Raw genomic sequence first — 20,314 nt, 5'->3', positions numbered from 1 at the left:
GATCCCGTCAGTTCCCGTGGTCCACCAGGGCGCGCAGATCGACGTACGACTCGGTCCGCAGCAGGTCGAGCAGGACCAGCCGGAGGGCGGGCACCGCGCCCGTCCAGTTGGCGCCCGTCATCCGCAGATCGATGCCCGGCAGGTCCGCCAACTGCCCGGTCAGCAACTGGATGCCGACGTCGTCGGCCACCGCGAGCCACGCCCCCGTCTGCCCGGACACCTTGAAGGCCACCGCCCGTCGCGCACCGGTCGGGTTGGCCCCGAGATCCAGGTAGATGCCGTGCACGGTCCGGCCCCCGGTGAACTCACCGGCCAGGGACGCCACGGGGACGTCGATCAGCCAGATCACGGGTGCCGCGTCCTGGAGGACGGGCAGCCACCGTGTGCGCCACCGCTCGTCGGAGAGACAGCTCGCGGCCACGCAGCACGTCACGTCCGCGCCGCCGTCCCAGGCGGCGATGAGCTCCGCGACGTCCGCCGGATCGCTGAGCCGGACGTGCCAGACGGCGTCGGTGTCGCGGTCGGTGCCGTCGTCGGCGAGGGTCCGGATCGCGAGTACCGGCCCGTCGAGACCGGCGAGTCGCGCGCGGTCGCTCTCCGGGAAGGCGTAACCGTCCAGCAGCCGGGTCGGCAGGCGCGCCCCGAACACGACGTTCGGACGCCCGGCCACCCGGGTGGTCGCGTCCACGACCCGCACCACCTCTTCCGGATCGACGTCCTGCCCGAACGTGATCAGACGCGCAGGCCGCGGCTCCGTCGTCAGCCACAGGCGGGCCTGGCGCAGCACTTGGGCGACCATGCGCCTGTCCGGCGGGTCCGGATCGAGGTCGACGGTCAGCCGCAGTCCGGGAACGGTCACGGCGACCCGTGCCACCAACTCGGCTGCGGCGGGCAGATGTTCGTGACTGCCGAGCACCGTTGCTCCCGCCTCGGTCAGCCGGGCCGCGAGCCCTGCGAACACGGTGTCCTCCCACCGGGCCCATGCCTCGTCGAAGCGGTCGTCGAGCGCGGCCGCCCCGGCACCGGGGAGGTCGGCGGACAGGGGCTGCGGCCCGAACTCGGCCACCACCGCTTCGTCGGCCGCCGCCACCACGTCGACGGGCAGCCCGGCCGGGTCCCGGTACAGGGTGCGAAGACGCCCGTCCGGTACGTCGATCTCGCGCAGCTCGCCGGGTGTCAACGCCTGCGGCCAGGCCGCGGCCATCTGTCCGATCACCGGCGTCTGCATACAGGCCCGCGCCAGGGCCGTCGCCGCGAGGGAGCGCCGGTGTTCTCCCGGAATCGCGGCGAGATGGCGGTCGAGCCGATCCACCAGACCCACGTAGTCCGGGTACGAGGCGAGCGCCGCCTCGGGCGAACCGGTGCTCGCCGCGACCACGCTGCAACTCATGTACGTCGCGAACGACTCGTGCGTGGTGCGACACAGCTCCAGCAACTGGTTGAACAACTGAGCCCATTGAGGCACCTGCGACGTGAGGACGAGAGCGGCACCCCACGCGGTGGTGTCGGTCAACAGGACGTGCTGCGCTTCGTGATGATGGACCAGTCGTTCGGCGTCGTCGCCCCGGCCGCGCAGATAGAGGTCGAAGCCACCCGGCAGATACGCCCCACGACTGCCCCCATGGGTCGGACCGAGGAACAACCTCGCCAGGTGACCCGCTGCCTGACCGTCCGCTGCCGGATGCTCCGATCGCCGCTGCTCCACGACCCGCCCCCTCGTGCCCGTGTTCCCGTCAACAGCGTGTGCCGCGTGGCCCGTTGTGGCGATCAGCCGAAGCGCAGGTCACCGGTGATGGTGTGGGCCTGGATCACTGGGCCTCGCACCTTGGCGCCGGTGATGACGTTGTGCACGGAGCCCGGCTGATCGGTCGCGTGCGCCACCAGTGCCCGCAACTCCTCGGCCAGCGCCGGTTCCTGTTGCAGCAGCACGAGCAACCGCTCCCGCCAGTCGGAGGTGAGCGCGACCAGGCGCGGATCGTCGTCGCGCCCGCCGCTCGACGCGACGATGATCCGCGCCTCGTCGAGCGCGGCCCTGACCGACTCCGTCCTGTCCGCCGCCCCACGGCCAAAGAGCGCCAACACCCGCTCCCTGACGGTCGTCCAGGCGTCCTGAGCCATCAACTGCACGACCGTAGTGGCCCCCGACGCGGCCAGCGCGGCCAACTCCGCATCCATACGGCCCCCTTCGCCACTCACGCGCTCCGTGACCAACAGAGTACCTGGCATCGCGACACACGGCTGCGGGACCTCGCCATCCCGCCGCGCTGCCCGTGCCCTGACCCTGTGGGGCTCAAATATAGGATCCGGCCGTTGAGTTGATCTGCGGGGTCGCCTTCGCGATCCAGTGCCGAGTCGACGAACGCCGCACCATCACCCGGCCCCACTCCATCCGACGACTGCTGCGGGCGCTGCCCGCGGCCGGCGCCACCTCACTCCTGGACCGCAGCCCCGAAGCCTGGATGACATATCTGGGCTTCTCCAACGAGCGCGGCCACATCGAGCGCCGCTTTCTGTTGGACGCCATCGGCTATCTGCGCGACGTCGAAGAAGGCGTCGGCTGGGACGCGGAGTTCCCCCGCGACGTCTGGCTTCTGCGCCGTCTGGGTTTCCCCGGCCGCGATGCCCGGTTCCGGTTCACCGGCATCGAGCCGCTCTGGCTGCGGCAGTTGACCAAACGCTGGGCCCGTTGGCGAATGTCCACCGGCGTCGCCCTTGCCACCGTCGGCGCCGACATCCGCGCGATCACGTTGTTCGCCCAGTCGTTCCCCTCCCTGCGGAACGGGCCCGAGGCCCTGACCCGCGAGGTGGTCGAGGTCCACCTCGCGCACCTGGTCGAGCGGTTCCCCAACCCGAAGAGCAGAACCGGCCAGCTCAGCAGCCTGGCCGGGCTCCGGCCCGCCGCTGTGGACCTGCGCCCGATCGCCCAGTACAAGCCCAAGGCCCCGAGGAACCACGTGAGCGACACCGCAGAGATCCCGTACGGCCGCTGCGCCCGCTGCAACCGCGTCGTGCCCCTCCGGGACGGCACCCTGGCCCCGCACGACTCCCAGCCGCCGCTGCGCACCTACTGCTACGGCTCCAACGAGGCCCCCGCGGAGGCAGGGCAACCCGACCCCGGCGGGCAGGGCTGCCCACGACACGGGGACTGGTACCTGCAGACGATGCCCTGTGCCTGCGCCCCCACCCCTGCGTCCCAAGCCCCGCCGCTGCCACTCCCTGACCCGTGGGTACTGACCGGCTCCACCGAGACCCACAGGGCCCCTGCGGCTACTTGTTGCCCCTGATCCCGTTCCGTGTCCCCGCCCGGTTGGCGAGGGACGTGGCCTGGGCCCTGAGCCACCGCTGGGCAGGGCCTCGACGGCGGGATCGGCTGCGGGCGCGGCCTCACGGCGTCAGCCGGTGGCCCGACGCCCCAGTCTGCCGGGTCCTTCAGCCGGCCAGGCGTGGACGGGGGGATGTGGTGAGGGGCACGCCGAGGCGTTCGAGCAGCAATCCTTCCCGGGTGGACCAGGGACAGATCTCGACGGTCCTGACCCCGCACGCTTCCATGAGGGCCTCGGCGATCAGAGCCCCCGCGAGGGCCTGCTCGGCGCGGTGCCGGGAGATGCCCGGCAGCTTGGCACGGCGGGCCGGACCCACGCCGGCCAGCAGCGGGACCGCCGCCCGCAGCTGGGGCAGGCTCAGCCGCCGCCGCGCTCGTGGTGCCGTGCCCCGGGTGCCGGCGAGCCGGGCGAGCTGCTCGAAGGTTTTGGAACATGCCAGCACGGGCCAGCCCGGCTCGGCCTGCGGCAGGCCGGTTGCCGCGTTCAGGGACCGGCGCAGATGCTGCCGTACCTCGGCCAGGCGCCGCTTGGAAGGGATGGAGCCGCCGGGCAGCCAGTCCCGGGTGATCCTGCGGGCGCCCAGCGGGAGCGAGCACACGGCGCTCGGTTGTTCCCCCGTGCCCGAGGCAATCTCCACGGTGCCGCCGCCGATGTCCAGGACCAACAACGGGCCGGCCGCAGGGCCCGCCCACTGGCGGGCGGCCACATAGGCCAGCCGCGCCTCCTCCTCACCCGGCAGCACCCGCAGCCGGGTGCCGGTGGCCCGTGCCACCCGCGCGATCACCTCATCGCGGTTGGGCGCGTCCCGGATGATGGAAGTGGCGAACGCGAACACCTCCGGCAGGCGCAGATCCGGATCAGCGGCCACCGCCTCGGCCACCGCCCGCTCCACGCTCTCCACCCCGGCCTCGCCCAGCCGTCCCTTCCGGTCAAGGGTCTCCTGCAGCCGCAGCCGCACCTTGCGGGAGAACACCGGCTCCAGTGCCGCACCCGCCCGCCACCGCACCACAGTGAGCAGAGCGCTGTGGCACCCGACGTCAAGCACACCGGCCTGCCGCATCCAACCCCCTCCACGACCCCGAACTCACCCCGGTCCGCACCGGACCGGTCCGACTCCCTGCCCCATCCTCCCGGCAACCTCATGACGGCGCGACATAAATACGGCCCATCGCGTGACTAGGCTGTCACAGTTGGTGCACTCCGGCGGTCCGGATCGCTACCGTCCGCCATGGCGCGGCGGTTCGCGCCGTCGGCGCGGAAGCCGTCGCAGACCGTATCCCAGGCCCGCACCAGCGCGGTTCCTGGAAGGCGGGGCATTGCTGGTAATCGCATGAGCGGATCGGGCCGGGAGGCGCTGGGATGCGGTGGTGGGTGGGTGCCGTGGTGGTCGTACTGGCGACCTGCAGCGGGTCGGCGGGCGGGGATTCTCTCGAGCCAGGCGCATGGCATCAGAGCAGGTCACGGCAGCCTGACGCCCTATCAGAACAAGCGTCAAATGAGCGTCAAGACACCTCCGAGAGCGTCATTTCAGCGTCAAGATATCGCCCGTAGCGCACACAAAGCACATACCGCACATCACCCAAACCCGCAGGTCAGACCACCACCGTCGGCGCCGGTGCGGCGGCGCCGACAGCGGTCTGGGTGACGTCCTCCTCGCCGGGGCGGGTGACCTTCTGCGGTTCCGGGATCAGCAGGTCGCCGATCTCGCAGCCGAGCACGACGCAGATGACGTCCAGGTCGTCCAGCTTGAGGGAGACCGGCTGGCCGGACCACAGCCCGGACATCTTCCCGGCCGAGATCACCAGGCCGTGCTCGGCCAGGCTCCGCTGGAGCTCGGACGCCTTCCAGATACCCTTGTTCGCGGCGGTCAGCCGCAGGTTCCACCTCATCGGGCCAGTCCTTCCAGCCGCTTCGCGGCCCGTTCCATCCCGGCGACCCAGGCGTCCTCGACCCGGGTCTGCTGCACGTGGATATACCGCATGGTGGTGGCGATCCAGGAATGTCCCAAGACCTCCTGGATTGCGAGCAGCCCATTTCCGTAGAGTTGGGACGCGCAGAAGTGCCGCAGGACGTGCGGCGTCAACTTGTCCGTCCAGCCCGGCAGATGAGCCTCGACGGCGTTGTCGAGACCGTTGCGCAGGGCGTCGTCGCCGACCCGGCGGGCGGAACCGTCGGTGTTCTTCCGCTCGCTCAGGAACAGCGGGGCGCCGGGCCGGGTGTGGTCGTCGTCGAACTGGCCTCACACGTCCTCGATGAACCACCTCAGCGTCCGGTCGGCGCCGTTGATCAGCGGCACCATCCGCTCGCGCGGCCCCGAGCCGCGGGCGCCCTTGCCGTGGCGGACGTGGAGCTTGCCGAAGCGGCCCAGGTCCCACTTGGTGTCGTCCAGGTCGAGTCCGCATGCCTCGCTCACCCGCAGGCCGACCTGGGACATCAGCTTCGAGGCGGTGTAGTTCCGGGCGGTCGGGGCGAACTTGCGGCAGGTCGCCAGCTCGCCGCCCCAGCCCGTGAACAGCGTCCCGATCTCCGGCTCACTCGGTGGGATCCGCAACTGGGCGTCCTTGGCCCCGCGCGGCCGGTTCATCTCGTCGATCGGGCACTCGACCACCCGGCCGGCCATCCGGTGGATTTCGACCTTGTGCCGCAGCTCCAAGAACATGAAGTACGTACTCAGCGCCTGTGACCGGCCAGCCGAGTGCCGCTGGGCGAGTGCCGCAACACCTTCCCGAAGTACACGTCAGCGTCGGCGGGCTTTATGCCCCACAGCGGCCGGCCGAACCAGGACCTGATCTGATCCAGGTGACCGACGTCCCCGCGGATGGTGCCGTCCGCCAGCCCTGCCGAGGCCCGTGCGAGGACGAACCCTGACAGCACGTCGGTCTCGAACCGCTCCAGTTCCTCCGCCGACGCGGGCGCCCAGTGCTCACTCAGGTCCCGTACGACCGCCAGCGCCGCCAACCCGAGCCTCCTCACCTTCGGCCCGACTGCGGATCGGTCGGACGAGATGAGAACGCTTCAGGAATCCCGAAGTTACGTCACAGGCACACAGAGCACACGAAGGAGGAAGAGCCCCCGGCCACGGGCCCGGGGACTCGGCGGGGCTCAGGGGAACTCACGGGATGTCGCACACCTGGCCGGGGCGGCTGTGATCGCGGCCCGCGTGCTCGTCGGCCGGGCGCACCCAGCTCCGCAGAGTCTCGCCGGTCACCCCGACATCGGCCGCGATCGCCGCGTACGTGCGCTTCCCGCCAGCCGCTCGGTCAGCGCGACGGCATCGTTCCTGAACTCCGCCTGATACGGAGACTTACGTCCCACCAGGACACCTTCCCTTGGATCTGCAAGATCCATTGTCAGAGTGTCCACACCACAGGGGTCACCTCAAGGTTGACTACGGTGTTCTGCGGGACAGTGCGAGCCCTTCGGGCGACCAGCCTTGCCCCGCTCCCGCCCGCTGGAGCGGCCCAACAGGTGGGCGTTCTCCTGCTGAAGGGAGGACTGGCTCTGTTGACGAATCCGGGGCCCCGTCTGGGTCCGCCGGGCAGTGAGTACCGCAGCCCGCCCCCGCACGAGGGAAAACAGTGCACTGGACTCGCGTGTGCCTTCGGGCCGGAGCGCTCAGCCGAGGACCGCCGCGCGCACCGCGGCTCAGGCCGAGGGGAAACCGGCTGTCAGGCAGGCCAACAGCTGGCCCGGCGCGTCTTCCTGGAGAAGGTGGCCGGCGCCCTCGATCCAGTGCAGCTCCGCGTGCGGAACGCGTTCGTGCAACCACTCGGCGTACGGCGGAGGAAGAATGCGGTCCTCGCGGCCCCAGACGAGCCGCACCGGAAGCGACATACCGCCCAGCAAGTGCTCGTACGTGACCGTGTCCGCCTGCCTGATCTGGCTGTACTGACGGTAGAACGCCGCTTGCCCTGAGTCCCCTCGCCACGGCGCGAGGAACGCATCGAGAACTCCCGGCCGGAAGCCGACGTGCGTGGCGTGCCGCAGGTGGCTGGCGACCAGCGCTTCGTGCGCGTAACCCGGAAGCTTCTGGAAGACCTCCTCGTGCTCCAGGAAGAGCTGGAAGAGCCCTCGCTCCCACTCGCCACCGCTCACCGCGTCGAAGAGGGTCAGATCCTGGTAGCTCCTCTCCTCCAGCAGCAATGTCCGAAGCGCCACTGCCCCGCCGATGTCGTGGGCGACCACACTGGGGTCGGATAGCTCCCAGTGGTCGAGGAGCCGGGCAAAGTTCCTCGCGTGAGCCGCCAGGCTGAGGTCCTGGCCCTCGCGTTGGTCCGACTGGCCGAAGCCGAGATGGTCGAAAAAGAAGACCTTGCGGGTGCGGGCGAGGGCCGGAGCGATGTCCCGCCAAAGAAAGGAAGAATACGGCGTGCCGTGCACCAGTACGATCGGGTCTCCGCGACCCAAGGTCCCCCACCGCACCACCCCTTCAGGCGTCTCAAATTCCTCACCAAGCGTCCAGCCCATCACTGGCCTCCTCTCTTGCCTCATGAACAACACCTTCCACTGAGAGCATGCCTCGATGCCTCATCAGCAAGAAGCTCCCGCATCTGTGGTCCCAGGCTCACCGGCATCACCCTTGCCCCGAAGAGGGCGAGCCTTCTGCGAGCAAGGGTGAAAGCTCCGAGGAACGTGCGGGAGCCGAGGGCCACTGTCGCGATGGCTGTCATGACCATCCGGCCAGCTGGTGCGGGGCCTGCCCGGGTAAGGCGCTCCGCAGCGCTGTCGGGGCAGGCGAATACATGGGGAGGGCGATCCCGGGTTCCGATGGAGACCGGACGCGTTCTGCTCCAGGCGGGTGCTCAGCGTGGCGGCACATTCCCACCGCGGGCCAGTTGAACCGCAGCCTTGCGACCTGCTCGGCGCGCCCCCATCTTCGCAAGCTCACCGACGAACCCCCAGAAAGTCACCGGCAAACGCGCTGGGGCCTCGGGGGCTGGCTGGATCCGCCGAAGCCGAAGCGCCCACGGCCCAGGGAACCTGCCGATCTTGACGCCCTTGCGCATCTTCGGATAGCCGGGGGTACCAACACGCCCAAGGCCCCTTGCAGCCTGCCCCTGCGACTGGACGCCCACCGCGCGGGTGGCGTAACCGACTGCGCCCACCTGCTGCGGTGCACGCGGCCGGTTCAGCCTGCCAGCTGTTGGAGCCATTCGCGCAGCAGAGCCGCCTCCGTGTCTCGCAGAGGTACCCCGGCGCCCGCAGCCGGGGGCTCCGTGGTGAGCGCGGTTTCCAGTGCGGCATCGAGGGCGAGTGCGCGCGAGGCCAGGTCCGACCCGGATGAGGCGGGCGAGTCCGTGGTGATCGAGGCAATGACGGTGTCCCGCAGCCGTGCCGAAGTGGCCAGGTCCCGCTCCGAGGACTCTTCGCCGATCAGCGCCAGCGTGGCACCCGTTGTCGCCGCGTGGATGACGCGGGTCGCCTGCTCCACCGGAACCCGAAGGCGCCCGGCGTCGGCCGCCCGGCCCAGCAGTCTCACCAGCAGGGCGTGCGCCTCGTCCGCGGCCGGGGGCCGCCGCCCGGGCTGCACAGTGCCGTACATGAGCATGTAGAACGCGGGGTGCCGCAGTCCGAAGTCGACGTGCAGGTCCCAGCCGCGGTAGAGGTCGGCCACCGGGTCGTCGGGGGTCAGCGCCAGTGCCTCCCGCTTCTCGGCCAGGTACATCTCGAACCCGTAGGCGGCCAGCTCGGCCAGGAGCCCGTCCTTGTCGTCGAACATTCGGTACAGCGCGGGAGCCGTGATGCCCGCGGCTGCAGCGACAGCGCGCGTGGAGACCGCCTCGCTGCCACCCTCCTCCAAAAGCTTGGCGGCCACCTGCAGCACCTGGCGCCGCGCGGCACGTCGTCCCTCGTTCATGGAACAACGATATCACATCTTGCGTATCGCCGCCTTTCCAGTGTTACGGTTGAAAGCGGAGCGACGATCCATGCCGATGGTGGTCGATGCCGGCCCGCGCCACCTGGGCATGCGCCGTACCTCGGCCGGGGCCGTCGGTCCCCCACGCGTGGAGCAGTGCGGCTGCCCGCCGCGGCGGGCAGCTCGTCGTCCGCCGGCACCACCATCGAACACGCCGCCATCGCGGCAGGAGAGGAACATCCATGTCCGATATCTCGATCGTCATCGCGTCGCATTCCGGCTACGGCCACACCGCGCAGATCGCCGCGGCCGTCGAGGACGGCGCGCGCTCCATCGCCGGGGCGCAGGTCCACCGCGTGGACGTCGCCTCCCTCAGCGACGCCCACTGGGAACTGATGGACGCTGCGGACGCCATCATCTTCGGTACCCCCACCTACATGGGCACCGCGTCGGGGGCGTTCCATGCCTTCGCCGAGGCCAGCAGCAAGCGGTGGATGACCCGCGCCTGGAGCGACAAGCTCGCGGCGGGATTCACCAACTCCGGCTCCATGAGCGGCGACAAGCTGCACACCCTGCAGTACCTCTCGCTCCTGGCGGCCCAGCACGGAATGCTCTGGGTGAGCCTGAACCTCCTGCCGGGCTGGAACACCACCACCTCCAGCCCCCAGGACGACAACCGCCTCGGCTTCTACCTCGGCGCCGGCGCACAAAGCTTCAACGACACACCCGCGGTCCACGACGCAGACCTGAACACCGCCCGCCACCTCGGCCGACGCGTCGCCGAGCACACCCGCATCCACCGCGCCGGACTGACCGCCGCAACGCACTGACACAACGGTCCGCCAAAAATCACCTTTCAGCTTCTTTCAGAGGAGTGCACCATGCAGAACCGGACGCTCGGAAGCCAGGGCCTTGAGGTCTCGGCGATCGGCTACGGCTCGATGGGCCTGACGATGGCCTACGGACCCACCGACGAGGAGGCCGGCGTCGCCGCCCTCCGCCGCGCCCACGACCTGGGCGTCACCTTCTTCGACACCGCCGAGATGTACGGCTGGGGCACCGGATCCAACGAGATCCTGGTCGGCAAGGCGGTCAGGGACTTCCGCGACGACGTGGTCCTGGCCACCAAGTTCGGTGTCGACATGTCCGTGCCTCCGGAGCAGATCGGCGGCGCTCTCAACAGCCGACCCGACAACATCCGCAAGGTCGCCGACAACAGCCTGCGCTACCTCGGCGTGGATCACATCGACGTCTTCTACCAGCATCGAGTCGACCCCGAGGTGCCCATCGAGGAGGTCGCGGGCACCGTCAAGGAGCTGATCGACGCGGGCAAGGTGAAGTACTTCGGCCTCAGCGAGGCCGGACCCGAGACGATCCGCAAGGCGCACGCCGTGCAGCCGGTCTCCGTCCTGCAGACCGAGTACTCCCTGTTCGAACGGGACGTCGAGCAAATCTTCGCTGTCCTGGACGAACTCGGTATCGGCTTCGTCGCCTACTCCCCCCTCGGCCGCGGGTTCATCACCGGCACCGCCAAGCCCGCTGGCCAGTACGAAGCCACCGACATGCGCAACGTCGACCCGCGCTGGCAGCCGGGCAACTTCGAGAAGAACGTCGAAGCCGTCGACCGGCTCACCGAGCTCGCGGCGGCCAAGGGTGCCACCGTCTCCCAGCTAGCCCTGGCCTGGCTCCTGACCCGGGGCGAGCACATCGTGCCGATCCCCGGCACCCGCAGCCCGAATCGCATCGAGGAAAACGCCGGCGCCGCCAACCTCACCCTCACCGATGCCGACGTCAAGGCCATCGACGAGATCCTGCCTCTGGGGGGCTTCGGCGCCCGCTACACCGAGGGGCACGTGCCCACCTGGATCTGATGATCCACCCCGGGACAGATGCCACTCAGGTCGGCTCCGGCGAGACCAGCGCAGGGCCGCGGGGGGGCGAGGCGGACGGTGTCGTGTGAGCGCGTTCGGACGCGTATGGGCTGAGACGTGCACGGAAGGCGCCCTCGGTCCCACCGATGGGCCGGGCATCGATGTTTCATAGGTGGTCGCTCATGAAACACCCCGCTACCCGGAGGCCCACCTGGGGTGATCATGATGAAACGATCTGGGGCGTGAGCGACGACTTCAAGCGCGTGGAATCGCACGTCTGCCCGATGTTCACCTGCGCCGCCCCGGCGGGCTCGCCCTGTCGGACCGGCAAGGGCAAGGTGGCCATCCAGTACCACACCGCCCGCTTCCGGCCCCCAAGATCAACAACTGGCGGCTTTTGGGCTTACCTCGGCGCTACCCCCCTTACGGTCGGGTGAGAATTTCGGCTCCGCTGTCGGTGATGGCGATGGTGTGCTCGCTGTGCGCGGTCCGGCAGCCTGTCGCGCTGCGCAGCGTCCAACCGTCGGCGTCGGTGACGAGTGTGGCAGTGTCGGCCATGACCCAGGGCTCCAGGGCGAGCAGCAGTCCGGGGCGCAGCTTGTATCCGCGGCCGGGCCGTCCGGTGTTCGCGACGTGTGGGTCCTGGTGCATGGTCGAGCCGATGCCATGGCCTCCGAACTCGGTGTTGATCGGGTAGCCCGCCTTGCTGAGGACCGTGCCGATGGCGTGGGAGAGGTCGCCGATGCGCGCCCCAGGCTTGGCGGCGGCGATGCCGGCGGCGAGTGCACGTTCGGTCGTCTCGATCATCGCGACGCTCTCCGCTGGCCTGGCCTTGCCCACCAGAAAGCTGATCGCGGCGTCCGCGGCCACCCCGCCCCTGGCTACGGCGAGGTCGAGAGTCAGCAGATCCCCGTCTGCCAGCGTGTAGTTGTGAGGCCGCCCATGGAGCACTCCGTCGTTGACGGCCGTGCAGATGTAGTGCCCGAACGGGCCGCGCCCGAAGGAAGGCGCGTAGTCGACGTAGCAGGACTGCGCTCCCGCCTCGGTGATCATCTCCTTGGCCCACTGGTCGATGTCCAGCAGGTTCGTCCCGACCGTGCTGCGCTGCTTCAGCGTGTGCAGGATGTTTCCGACCAGGGCGCCGGTGTCCCTCGCCCGCTCAAGCCGCGCGGAGTTCAGGAGCTCAATCATGGGGGCCTCTCATGTGCGTCCAATAACTATCCCGGTCTAACTGTACCGGTATTAGAATGGGGTCATGGTCAGGTTGCCGCTCACCCCCGCCGAGGTAGAACGCGGACAACGCCTTGGCGCCCTGCTCCGCCGAGCCCGGGGCTGCCGCTCGATGCTGGACGTGGCGCTTGCTTCGCACATCTCGCCGGAAACTCTGCGGAAGATCGAATCCGGCCGTGTGGCTACCCCCGCCTTCCCGACCATCGCAGCGATCGCCGACACCCTCGGCCTGTCTCTCGACGCCGTCTGGGCCGAGATTAGCCAGGCAGAGCGAACCGTCGAGGATCAGTCGGTCCTGCCTGTCACACGGCATCCATCGCTGGTTTCGTAACGCCGCACTCAGAGAGTCAGCGGTTCACTGACCGCGCTGTGCCGGTACGCCTGCGCGCACGCTGATCACCTCGTCGACCAGCCCGAGCACCGCCTAGCGGACCTCGGCGGCTACACCGACCTGGCCGCCTGTCGGCTCCGTCGCTTCCTGCCCGAAGGGCGCGAGCGCCCGCACCCTCGCCGTGTGCCCGCACATGGGGAAGGTGTGGGAGACCCGGTAGTCGACGCACTCGCGGCAGGCGGCGACATCGCCGTTCTCCACTTCGGCATCGCGGTGCGGTTGGAGATCCGCTCCTCCCACTCGTGCCCGGCCGCACACCGCCACCACACCGCGACCTGCATCTTCGGCGTCGCCTTCTGCGGCGTCAGCCCGCCGTTGCGCTCCTGAAGCCACATCGCGGCGACCTGCGGATACGCTTCGACCAGCGAGACCCCTAACGCGCCACGGCCCCCTTCCTCTGCTCGGTCAGGCCGCCTGACCGAAGCCCTCGCTGGTGAGGTTCTCCTCCCGCAGCCGTGTGAAATCCACATTCAGCTTCGGGTCGTACGCCTCCGGCTGGATGCCGAGCTCACGGGTGCTGTACTCGCCGAACCGCTTGATGTGCTCGGTCAGCTACGGCGAGATGTGGGCCAGGTCCTCGGGGTCGATGGCGTAGCCCTCCTCCTGGGCCCTGTCCTCGTATAGCTACGGCCAGGTGGCGAGTAGCCCTGTGTAGCGTTCTGGGCTGCAGTCACGGGGGTCTATCAGCGCCGAGCGTCGGCTACGAGGGAGTTGACGCGGTTCTCGTACTCGCGGCGGGCCTTGCGCTGCGCCGGGATCGCCGGAGTGCTGGGGGCGCCGTCGAGAGGCTGGCAGTGGGCGAGCAGTGCCCGGTGTACCGAGGGCACGGCGCTGACGCGCAACGTGTAGCCCTGACCTCGCCGTACAGTCACGCCTTGGTCGAGCGCGGCGCGCTCGGCGTCGTCCAGTTCGGCCGCGAGTAGGAAGTCGGCGACCTTGCCCGGCATGTCGAGGGCTTTCGTTGCTGATGTCGATCAGCTCGAACTCGACGAACGGGTAGTCGGCGAACCGGGCAGGAGTTGCGCAATCGCGTCGTTGGCCGCGGTCTCGTCGATCGCCGTGCCCAGGAAGACGATGCGCCCTTCGAGGAGCTTGGAGTAGGGGCCGAGCGTCCGGCTTCCGTAGCTCGTCCGCTCGGTGAACTCGGGCAGGACGTAGCGGCCCGACGGCCGGTTCATGGCTGCCTCTTTTCTGCGGTGGATTCCCCGCGGTGACTCCTCCGGGAAAGAAATGTACAGGACGTACAGAACTATGATGGCCGAATGGCACGGCCCCGGCGTTGTTCCGTTGCGTCTGACTTCGTGGTAGTTGATCAGATGCCGTAGACGGCGAAGGCGTCGTTGTGGTTGAGGAGATCGCGGCGGGCGTGGGCGATGTTGGCTCGTCCGGCCAGGCGGAACGTGCTGATGGCCAGGTTGCGGAAGCCGGCCAGGGCTCGGGACGCGGTACCGGTCCTGACCTGGGAGTTGTCCTCGTGGAAGGTGACGTCGCGGACCCAGTGGAGCCGGTTCTCCACCGACCAGTGCGGCCTCTCGCAGTGGTTGAGGTGCTCGGGGCCGGCGAGCGCGGTGGGCAGGCTGGTGACACCGAAGACGATCTCCTTGCCCGTCCAGGCGCCGTCGAGGTCGCCGCTGTCGCGGCGCAGGCGGAAGGCCTGGGCCGCGCCGGGGAAGATCGTGTCGTCGGCGGGGGCGGTGCGGATCGTGCGGCGCGGCCGTGGCCGCGGTCCTCGTCGACGTGGGTGGTCTGCACCCAGTCGGCGTCGGGGCCGGCCAGCAGGGCCTGGGCCGCGGCGCGGGCCAGCGGCTGGTTCCCCTTCAAGATCAGGACGTAGCGGGCGTGCAGCTCATCGGTGATCAGGCGGGCGGTCTTCTTGGTGGTGTGCAGCGCGTCCAGGGTCAGCACCATGCCGGACACCTCCAGCGAGGCCAGCAGCTCGCGGACGGCGGAGCCTTCGCCGCGCTTGTCGGCGACCTGCCGCTGGCCCAGCACCACGCCGGTCTCGTGGCCGATCGCCCCGACCAGGAAGACCCTGCCCTGCTCGGTGCGTGCGCCGCGCAGGGCCTTACTGTCCACGGCCGCCGCGGGCAGCCGGCCAAACGGCGCCGGATGCTCGGCCGTGTGCTGGGCGGCGCGCCGCTCCTCGCGCTCCACAGGGCCAGGAGTGCGCGGGACCTCAGGGAGCGGAGCCGTCCGCGTACGACGTCCACCGCGTAGCCGCAGGTGGCGGCGACCAGGGCGTCGGTGTCCAGATCCGCGAGCACCCGGCGGAAGGTGCGCTCGCTGGGAACCTCGAACCGGCCGGTCAACGGATCGAGGCGGGCACCGATGCGGGCGAGCTTGTCCTGCGGCGAGCGTGCCGCCCACTGCCAGATCGCCGCCACCAAGTCGCCGCCCACCACCAGCGTCGCGCACGCCGCCAGCGACTCACTGCGCGCGGCCGCCGCGGCTACCTCCTCGGAGTGGTCGCCAGGGAGCACGCACGGTGCGAGGGGCTATCTCGGTGTCTCCGGTGGCCTCAGGTGGTGTGAGGTGAGCGGCCACTCTTTCGCCGGACAGACGAGTATCCGGAATGCCTAAGGGGCGTTGGTGTCGTTAGTCGGCTTCTGAAATTTCGAGCTGAACGGGCGGTGCCGTGGTTGAGCGGTCGTTGATGCCGCATTCCAGTTCCACCCGGAGGCGACGGCCTCGGGCCAGCGCGTCCCCGATAAGGAACTCCTTTCCGCTGGGTGCCAGGATCTCCGGGGCAGACGGGTGTCGGCGTCGGGTGAATCTCATTTCACCCGTCGGCGACAAAAGCGGTGAGCCGGAGTACAACGGTGGCCGCGCCGGACGAAACACGCCATCGTAGCCCGCTGCTCGCAGAAGCCCCGCCAGGGCATCCCGGCGGGGCTTCGCCGTCTCACGCGCTCTCACACAGGTCTCACCGACTGTGCGGACTCCCCCGAACAATGAGGCCCTGACCTGGCAATAAGCACCTGTCTTGGACTTGCCGGACGCCCGTGGACGGTCCCTACAACCTGTGCCAGGTGGTGCCCAGCGAGGGACCGAGCACAAGCACCGGGGCTTCATCCGGGCCGTCGAAACGGTGCTGGAGGGGGTTCTCGTCGCTCATGTCGGCCACGCTAGTGCTCTGACCGGGAAGGTTCGCCGGGTTGGTGAGGTCACAGCTTCTGCAGCGCATCGCGTTGCGCCTGTAGGGTGCTGAGGCCTCGGTACAGCGAGGGGCTTGAGGCGAAGGGGGCTGGTGCCGGGTGGTGTGGCCGGTTGTCGAGGAGGCCGAGCGGGCGCGGTGGGTCTACACCCCGTTCGTGAGCGTAGGGCCGCTGCGCTTCGGCATGGGCCACCAGCAGGCGGTCGCGGCCATGAAGGCCCAGGGGTTCACCTGCCCCGCGCTCCAGACTGAGACGCGGAGCGGCGTCCTGACCGGGCGGGCCGACTTCCGGGCGACGACCGCACCGGGATGGTCGACCGCTGGCACGGCCTACTTCCGGGACTCCGACAACCTCGCCTGCGTGGCCGTCGACGCCCTGTGCGGTCCGCAGGTCTGGCTGGACACCCTACGGCTGGTCGGGCAGGTGCCGTCCGAGCTCATCGAGCAGGTCTTCGACTACGTGACCGAGCGCGACATGAGCCCCGCGCTGTCCGTCGAAGGCGACGCAGCATCGGACGAGCTCGGCTTCATGCTGCGCGCGCAGCGGGCGGGAGACGTCCTCCTGTCCCGCGCGTTCCTCGCGAAGTTCGATGACTGGGCCTACACGGTGCACGACTGCGTCCCGACCACGGAGTGGGCAGTCCGCTAACGCTCTGAGCGAGATGGTTCACCGGGTTGGGGTGGTGCATCTCGTCAGCCGACGGGCAGGATCGCTGGATGCCTCATATCGGACTGGTGACTGTTGTCGTGCGTGACTACGACGAGGCCATCGCCTTCTACGTTGGCGCTGTCGGCTTCGAGCTACTGGAAGACACACTATGGAAGACGCGAAGCGCTGGGTGGTCGTCGCCCCGCCTGGGGCGCGGGAAACGGGTGTGCTCTTGGCCAGAGCCGCGGTCTCTGAGCAGGCGGCCCGGGTCGGGGACCAGACCGGTGGCCGCGTCGGCTGGTTCTTAAACACTGACGCGTTCGACCGCGACTACCAGCGCATGCGCGCGGCCGGTGTCGCTTTCGAAGAGGGACCCAGGCGTGAGCCCTATGGCACGGTCGCCGTCTTCCGGGACCTGTACGGAAACCGCTGGGACTTGATCCAGCCGGACCGGAGCGGCGTCCCCGAGGCGGCTGCCGGCGGATCGTGACGAGGCGGACCGGCCGGATCGGTCACGCCGCAGCGAGGGGGCGTCCTCCCCAGCGCATGCCTTTCTCGCTGCGGATTCGGGCGCGTTCTCGTCGCTGGGCTGTGAGTGGCGGGTGTTGGCGTTGCGCCAGCGCAGATATGTGTGGAGTGCGCGGGTCTGGACGGTGTGGTTGGGGTGGTGGGAGTTCGCCAGGGTGAACTGCCGCAGTGGCCCGAAGTGGGCCTCGATGGGGTTCGCCCAGGAGGCGTTGGTCGGGGTGAAGCACAGCTCGACCCGGTGCTTCTTCGCCCAGGCCCGGATCTTGGCGCCCTTGTGAGCGGAAAGCTTATCCATGATCACGTAGATGGGGGCGCCGTCGGGACGGGCGGCGCGGATCGACTTCAGCGCGGCCAGGGACTGCGCGGCGCCCTTGTGGCGGCGGTTGACGCCCCACAGGGTGTCGTCACCGATCGAGTAGCAGCCGTGGAAGTAGGTGACGCCGTGGGTGCGATGGTAGGTCGCTGGGATTCGCTGGGGTCGGTTCTGCGGAGCCCAGAAGGATCCTGCGGTGGGGCGGATGCCGAGCGGCCCGAACTCGTCGAACGCGAAAGTACGGTCGGGTAAGTGCTCCAGGACGTGCTCGATTCGCCCCAGCTTGGCGTCTCGCTGCGGGTCGGTGGACTCCTTCCAGGTCTTGGTGCGCTGGAAAGTGACGCCGCGTCGCGACAGGAGGCAGCGCAGGGCCTCGCGGCCGATGCGGATGACTCGCCCGTGGACTTTGCGCAGGTAGGCGGCGAGTTTGCGGATCGACCAGCGGGTGAAGGGCTGGCCGAGTCTGACCGGGCGAGTGGTGGCCGTCGCGACGACGAAGTCCTCGTCATCAGCGCTGAGCAGGCGGGGACGGCCTCCCGCCCACTTGGGGTCCAAGCAGGCCAGGCCGATCTCGTTGAAGCGGTGGATGAGATCGCGCACGGTGTCCTCATCGGCCGCCACGAGTTGGGCGACGACCGGCACCCGGTTCCCGCCGGCTGACGCCAGCAACATCATCGCGCGGCGGTAGCGCACTGAGCTGGTGCTGCCCCGGCGCACGATCTGCTGCAGTCGTTGCCCCTCCTGGTCGGTCAGCCTGCCTACTCGTACCGGTTCCGCCATCGCTTCTCCCCTGCCGGTTGGACCAGCACACGCCCGAGCCCGGCGCGCGTCTGGCTTAGCATCTCCTGCCATGAGCGATTCGGAGCCTCTTCTTGGCTGGCTGCAGAGCTGGTACGCGCGGCAGTGCGACGGCGACTGGGAGCATGTGTGGGGCGTGAGGATCGCCACGCTCGACAATCCCGGTTGGACCGTCGAGATCGATCTGGAAGAGACGGACCTGGAAGAACGCGAGTACCCCCGTCAGGACGTCAACCGCAGCACGCAGGACTGGGTTCGGACCTGGACCGCTGAGAAAACCTTCCACGCCGCGTGCGGCCCCAAAAACCTCACCGAGGCCCTCACGCTGTTCCGTACCTGGGCGACCGCTCCTTGAACTCCCGTCCGGTGCAGAGCCGGAGATACCAACCCGGTGAACCTATGCGGTCAGAGCACTAGCGATGAAACCTGGGGATCCACCGACCGGCCCCCTCAGAAATTCATCGTGGACGCGACATAGATCACGGGCAGGTCCGGGTTGGTGAGGTCGACGACGAGGTTGTGATCCGGCTTGTCGCCGTGCTCGGTGAGCGACGCTCCGGCCCACTGGTGCGCGGGGCGGAAGTTCCACCGGACCATTTTCCGCTGCTGCGCGGTAATGGTGATATCGCCCGTCTTCAGGGCCGCCCGGCTGGTGCCGAGCTGCGCGAGGAAGGAGTCGAGGGCTCCGGCGTTGGTCCGGAACTGTACATAGAGGGTGCTGGTCGTCCAGGAATTCGTCTCCAGGTACGCGACGCCTGACGCGACTCCCCCCAGCGGGATCGGCACCTGGTAGATACGGCGCTGCACCTTGCTCGGCCAGTAATGCGTGAGCCGCGTAGCGGCCGCCTGGTTCTGCTTGTCAATGCCGCTGTCGCGGCTCTGTTCCGCTGAGATGATCACGTATCCGACCGGGGCCAGGACAAGCAGCGGTACGACCGTCCACCGGACCCAGCGCGGCGGCTTCCTCAGGGGTTGAGCGCTTGTCATAGTCCGACCGCCCGGGTCAGCCGCTCGTACCGCTCGACCCTGCGGCGGTTCGCCCGGCGGAAGCGGCGCGCGACCAGCCGCGCGAGGTCGGCCGCGCCGACCATCCCGGCCTCCGGTCCCAGCTCCGCCTTGGCGATACGGGCCTCCGGACGATAGCCGCGGCCGGTCAGATTGCGGCGGAACGCCTCCCGCGCCGGGCCGATCAGCAGATCGTCCGCCGCGCTCACCCCGCCGCCGATCACAAAGCACGACGGGTCGAGGGCCGCGGCGAGGTTGGCGATGCCGACGCCGAGCCACTGGCCGATGTCCTGGAAGAGCTCGATGCACATCGCATCGCCCTCGCGGGCCAGCTCCGTGATCAGCGGGCCGGTGATCTCGCCGACACTGCCGCCGACCCGGTCGATGATCCCGTACGCCACCGGAGACTCGGCCGCCGCCAGCTCGCGGGCCTCGCGCACCAGCGCGTTGCCCGAGCTGTACTGCTCCCAGCAACCACGGTTGCCGCACGCGCAGCGGTGCCCTCCGGGCACCACCTGCATATGGCCGAACTCGCCCGCCACACCGTAGCGACCGCGCTTGACGTGGCCCTCCTCCAATATGGCGCCGCCGATCCCCGTGCCCAGGGTGATCATGACCAGGTCGCTCTCGCCGCGCCCGGCCCCGAACCGCCACTCCGCCCATGCGGCGGTATTCGCGTCGTTGTCCACCATCACCGGGACGAGAAGCCTCTCCGAGAGGCGTTCCTTGAGGGGTTCGTCCCGCCAGGACAGATGCGGCGCGAAGAGTACGCGGGAGCGGTCCGCGTCCACCCAGCCCGCGGCGCCGATGCCCACGGCGTGCACATCGTGCCGTTCCGACAGATCCAGGACGAGCTCGACGATCGTGTCCTCGACGACCTTGGGGCTCTTGGACTTGTCCGGCGTCTCCATCCGGAGCTTCTCCAGGATGTTGCCGTCGGCGTCCACGACGCCCGCCATCACCTTTGTGCCGCCGATGTCGATCCCCACGGTCGGCACCCGGGGCGCGGTGAGGTGCGACCGCCGTTCCCGGCGGCCGACCGTCTGCAGGACGGTCGCTCTGGCGGCGCCCGTGCGATAGCGGGCGGCTCGGTCACTACTGGCGGATGATGACAAGGTTATTCCCCGGCTCGGCGGCTGTACGTGGCGATTCTGCCTCAATCCTGCGGGGCGGTGCACGTCTGTGGGCACTTGCG

The 20,314-nt window shown here is 69.3% G+C and carries 22 protein-coding genes and 5 pseudogenes; 8 read left to right on the top strand and 19 right to left on the bottom strand.

Annotated features, from left to right (window positions below; all coding sequences use genetic code 11):
- Positions 1-7: 7 nt before the first annotated feature.
- Positions 8-1,642, bottom strand: a complete 1,635-nt coding sequence (locus FCI23_RS14185) for a hypothetical protein (protein ID WP_136723959.1) — start codon at positions 1,640-1,642, stop codon at positions 8-10.
- A gap of 125 nt (positions 1,643-1,767) precedes the next feature.
- Entirely contained in the window at positions 1,768-2,175 is a 408-nt protein-coding gene (locus FCI23_RS14180; protein ID WP_136723957.1) for a hypothetical protein, read from the bottom strand.
- Positions 2,176-2,315: 140 nt separating this feature from the next.
- Here FCI23_RS14180 and FCI23_RS14175 point away from each other — a divergent pair, with 140 nt between their 5' ends.
- A complete protein-coding gene (locus tag FCI23_RS14175) occupies positions 2,316-3,284 on the top strand; it encodes a hypothetical protein (RefSeq protein ID WP_136723955.1) in 969 nt (322 codons plus the stop codon).
- Between the two features lie 145 nt (positions 3,285-3,429).
- Here FCI23_RS14175 and FCI23_RS14170 read toward each other — a convergent pair whose 3' ends face one another.
- The 8 genes and pseudogenes from FCI23_RS14170 to FCI23_RS14145 form a co-directional block, all read right to left on the bottom strand.
- Positions 3,430-4,383 carry a Ppx/GppA phosphatase family protein gene (locus tag FCI23_RS14170; protein ID WP_136723953.1) on the bottom strand — a complete coding sequence of 318 codons (954 nt, stop codon included), beginning with the start codon at positions 4,381-4,383 and terminating at the stop codon, positions 3,430-3,432.
- 532 nt (positions 4,384-4,915) lie between these two features.
- Entirely contained in the window at positions 4,916-5,212 is a 297-nt protein-coding gene (locus FCI23_RS14165) for a helix-turn-helix domain-containing protein (RefSeq protein ID WP_136723951.1), read from the bottom strand.
- Positions 5,209-5,406 (bottom strand): tyrosine-type recombinase/integrase, encoded by a 198-nt coding sequence (locus FCI23_RS59550; protein WP_322973833.1) that lies wholly within the window; start codon positions 5,404-5,406, stop codon positions 5,209-5,211. Before FCI23_RS59550 ends, FCI23_RS14165 begins: the two co-directional genes overlap by 4 nt.
- A gap of 156 nt (positions 5,407-5,562) precedes the next feature.
- Positions 5,563-5,982, bottom strand: a complete 420-nt coding sequence (locus FCI23_RS59545; protein ID WP_246143700.1) for a site-specific integrase — start codon at positions 5,980-5,982, stop codon at positions 5,563-5,565.
- A gap of 11 nt (positions 5,983-5,993) precedes the next feature.
- Positions 5,994-6,281 carry a hypothetical protein gene (locus FCI23_RS59540; protein WP_246143699.1) on the bottom strand — a complete coding sequence of 96 codons (288 nt, stop codon included), beginning with the start codon at positions 6,279-6,281 and terminating at the stop codon, positions 5,994-5,996.
- A gap of 217 nt (positions 6,282-6,498) precedes the next feature.
- Positions 6,499-6,638: pseudogene (locus FCI23_RS14155) on the bottom strand (transposase); the annotation flags it as partial.
- A gap of 330 nt (positions 6,639-6,968) precedes the next feature.
- On the bottom strand, positions 6,969-7,790 hold the full coding sequence (locus tag FCI23_RS14150; RefSeq protein ID WP_136723948.1) for an alpha/beta fold hydrolase: 822 nt from the start codon (positions 7,788-7,790) through the stop codon (positions 6,969-6,971).
- A gap of 661 nt (positions 7,791-8,451) precedes the next feature.
- Positions 8,452-9,180, bottom strand: coding sequence for a TetR/AcrR family transcriptional regulator (locus FCI23_RS14145; protein ID WP_136723946.1), 729 nt, complete (start codon positions 9,178-9,180; stop codon positions 8,452-8,454).
- Between the two features lie 242 nt (positions 9,181-9,422).
- Between FCI23_RS14145 and FCI23_RS14140 the strand changes: the two genes are divergently transcribed.
- The 3 genes from FCI23_RS14140 to FCI23_RS14130 all read left to right on the top strand — a co-directional run bounded on the left by FCI23_RS14140 (position 9,423) and on the right by FCI23_RS14130 (position 11,488).
- Positions 9,423-10,010, top strand: coding sequence for a flavodoxin family protein (locus FCI23_RS14140; RefSeq protein WP_136723944.1), 588 nt, complete (start codon positions 9,423-9,425; stop codon positions 10,008-10,010).
- Between the two features lie 51 nt (positions 10,011-10,061).
- Entirely contained in the window at positions 10,062-11,051 is a 990-nt protein-coding gene (locus FCI23_RS14135; RefSeq protein WP_136723943.1) for an aldo/keto reductase, read from the top strand.
- A gap of 242 nt (positions 11,052-11,293) precedes the next feature.
- Positions 11,294-11,488 carry a zinc finger domain-containing protein gene (locus FCI23_RS14130; RefSeq protein ID WP_246143698.1) on the top strand — a complete coding sequence of 65 codons (195 nt, stop codon included), beginning with the start codon at positions 11,294-11,296 and terminating at the stop codon, positions 11,486-11,488.
- On the opposite strand, the gene map is transcribed toward FCI23_RS14130, so the two are convergent.
- Positions 11,475-12,242 (bottom strand): type I methionyl aminopeptidase, encoded by a 768-nt coding sequence (gene map, locus FCI23_RS14125; RefSeq protein WP_136723941.1) that lies wholly within the window; start codon positions 12,240-12,242, stop codon positions 11,475-11,477. The two genes, FCI23_RS14130 and map, sit on opposite strands and share 14 nt — an antisense overlap.
- A gap of 64 nt (positions 12,243-12,306) precedes the next feature.
- Here map and FCI23_RS14120 point away from each other — a divergent pair, with 64 nt between their 5' ends.
- Complete coding sequence (locus FCI23_RS14120; RefSeq protein WP_010983415.1) at positions 12,307-12,612, top strand: helix-turn-helix domain-containing protein; 306 nt, start codon at positions 12,307-12,309, stop codon at positions 12,610-12,612.
- Positions 12,613-12,722: 110 nt separating this feature from the next.
- Here the strand turns inward: FCI23_RS14120 and FCI23_RS63725 are convergent, their stop codons facing one another.
- From FCI23_RS63725 to FCI23_RS63720, 5 genes and pseudogenes are all read right to left on the bottom strand, one after another.
- The gene (locus FCI23_RS63725) at positions 12,723-12,953 is read right to left on the bottom strand and encodes a zinc-ribbon domain-containing protein (protein ID WP_456318831.1); all 231 of its coding nucleotides are present in this window, start codon (positions 12,951-12,953) and stop codon (positions 12,723-12,725) included.
- A 402-nt stretch (positions 12,954-13,355) separates the two neighbouring features.
- Positions 13,356-13,619: a hypothetical protein gene (locus tag FCI23_RS14110; RefSeq protein WP_246143696.1), complete on the bottom strand. Its 264-nt coding sequence runs from the start codon at positions 13,617-13,619 to the stop codon at positions 13,356-13,358.
- Between the two features lie 66 nt (positions 13,620-13,685).
- Positions 13,686-13,850: pseudogene (locus FCI23_RS14105) on the bottom strand (ATP-dependent Clp protease proteolytic subunit); the annotation flags it as partial.
- A gap of 134 nt (positions 13,851-13,984) precedes the next feature.
- Complete coding sequence (locus tag FCI23_RS59530) at positions 13,985-14,188, bottom strand: hypothetical protein (protein WP_246143695.1); 204 nt, start codon at positions 14,186-14,188, stop codon at positions 13,985-13,987.
- Between the two features lie 251 nt (positions 14,189-14,439).
- Positions 14,440-14,748, bottom strand: a pseudogene (locus FCI23_RS63720) (ISAs1 family transposase); the annotation flags it as partial.
- Between the two features lie 1,178 nt (positions 14,749-15,926).
- On the opposite strand from FCI23_RS63720, the gene FCI23_RS59520 reads away from it, so the two are divergent.
- Both FCI23_RS59520 and FCI23_RS14085 read left to right on the top strand, forming a co-directional pair.
- Positions 15,927-16,475 carry a hypothetical protein gene (locus FCI23_RS59520; protein ID WP_246143693.1) on the top strand — a complete coding sequence of 183 codons (549 nt, stop codon included), beginning with the start codon at positions 15,927-15,929 and terminating at the stop codon, positions 16,473-16,475.
- Between the two features lie 68 nt (positions 16,476-16,543).
- Positions 16,544-16,851, top strand: a pseudogene (locus FCI23_RS14085) (VOC family protein); the annotation flags it as partial.
- 136 nt (positions 16,852-16,987) lie between these two features.
- Here the strand turns inward: FCI23_RS14085 and FCI23_RS14080 are convergent.
- Positions 16,988-18,096, bottom strand: a pseudogene (locus FCI23_RS14080) (IS630 family transposase).
- Positions 18,097-18,166: 70 nt separating this feature from the next.
- Here FCI23_RS14080 and FCI23_RS14075 point away from each other — a divergent pair.
- Entirely contained in the window at positions 18,167-18,469 is a 303-nt protein-coding gene (locus FCI23_RS14075) for an immunity 53 family protein (protein WP_136723937.1), read from the top strand.
- Positions 18,470-18,564: 95 nt separating this feature from the next.
- On the opposite strand, the gene FCI23_RS14070 is transcribed toward FCI23_RS14075, so the two are convergent.
- Together FCI23_RS14070 and FCI23_RS14065 are read right to left on the bottom strand one after the other, a co-directional pair.
- Positions 18,565-19,101, bottom strand: a complete 537-nt coding sequence (locus tag FCI23_RS14070) for a hypothetical protein (protein ID WP_136723935.1) — start codon at positions 19,099-19,101, stop codon at positions 18,565-18,567.
- Positions 19,098-20,234: an ROK family glucokinase gene (locus tag FCI23_RS14065; RefSeq protein ID WP_136723932.1), complete on the bottom strand. Its 1,137-nt coding sequence runs from the start codon at positions 20,232-20,234 to the stop codon at positions 19,098-19,100. Before FCI23_RS14065 ends, FCI23_RS14070 begins: the two co-directional genes overlap by 4 nt.
- Positions 20,235-20,314 lie beyond the last annotated feature (80 nt).

Origin of the sequence: Actinacidiphila oryziradicis (assembly GCF_005047355.1) — a bacterium.
Taxonomy (GTDB): domain Bacteria; phylum Actinomycetota; class Actinomycetes; order Streptomycetales; family Streptomycetaceae; genus Actinacidiphila; species Actinacidiphila oryziradicis.
Note: the sequence above shows the minus strand (reverse complement) of the source record. Positions and strands in the feature narration are given on the sequence as shown.

Excerpts from the sequence above, each read along its gene's own strand:
- FCI23_RS14150 (WP_136723948.1), bottom strand. The coding sequence starts at position 7,790 with ATGGGCTGGACGCTTGGTGAGGAATTTGAGACGCCTGAAGGGGTGGTG.
- FCI23_RS14070 (WP_136723935.1), bottom strand. The coding sequence starts at position 19,101 with ATGACAAGCGCTCAACCCCTGAGGAAGCCGCCGCGCTGGGTCCGGTGG.
- map (WP_136723941.1), bottom strand. The coding sequence starts at position 12,242 with ATGATTGAGCTCCTGAACTCCGCGCGGCTTGAGCGGGCGAGGGACACC.
- FCI23_RS14180 (WP_136723957.1), bottom strand. The coding sequence starts at position 2,175 with ATGGATGCGGAGTTGGCCGCGCTGGCCGCGTCGGGGGCCACTACGGTC.
- FCI23_RS14075 (WP_136723937.1), top strand. The coding sequence starts at position 18,167 with ATGAGCGATTCGGAGCCTCTTCTTGGCTGGCTGCAGAGCTGGTACGCG.
- FCI23_RS14170 (WP_136723953.1), bottom strand. The coding sequence starts at position 4,383 with ATGCGGCAGGCCGGTGTGCTTGACGTCGGGTGCCACAGCGCTCTGCTC.
- FCI23_RS59545 (WP_246143700.1), bottom strand. The coding sequence starts at position 5,982 with ATGTTCTTGGAGCTGCGGCACAAGGTCGAAATCCACCGGATGGCCGGC.
- FCI23_RS14110 (WP_246143696.1), bottom strand. The coding sequence starts at position 13,619 with ATGCCGGGCAAGGTCGCCGACTTCCTACTCGCGGCCGAACTGGACGAC.
- FCI23_RS63725 (WP_456318831.1), bottom strand. The coding sequence starts at position 12,953 with ATGCAGGTCGCGGTGTGGTGGCGGTGTGCGGCCGGGCACGAGTGGGAG.
- FCI23_RS14120 (WP_010983415.1), top strand. The coding sequence starts at position 12,307 with ATGGTCAGGTTGCCGCTCACCCCCGCCGAGGTAGAACGCGGACAACGC.
- FCI23_RS14140 (WP_136723944.1), top strand. The coding sequence starts at position 9,423 with ATGTCCGATATCTCGATCGTCATCGCGTCGCATTCCGGCTACGGCCAC.
- FCI23_RS14135 (WP_136723943.1), top strand. The coding sequence starts at position 10,062 with ATGCAGAACCGGACGCTCGGAAGCCAGGGCCTTGAGGTCTCGGCGATC.
- FCI23_RS14165 (WP_136723951.1), bottom strand. The coding sequence starts at position 5,212 with ATGAGGTGGAACCTGCGGCTGACCGCCGCGAACAAGGGTATCTGGAAG.
- FCI23_RS14145 (WP_136723946.1), bottom strand. The coding sequence starts at position 9,180 with ATGAACGAGGGACGACGTGCCGCGCGGCGCCAGGTGCTGCAGGTGGCC.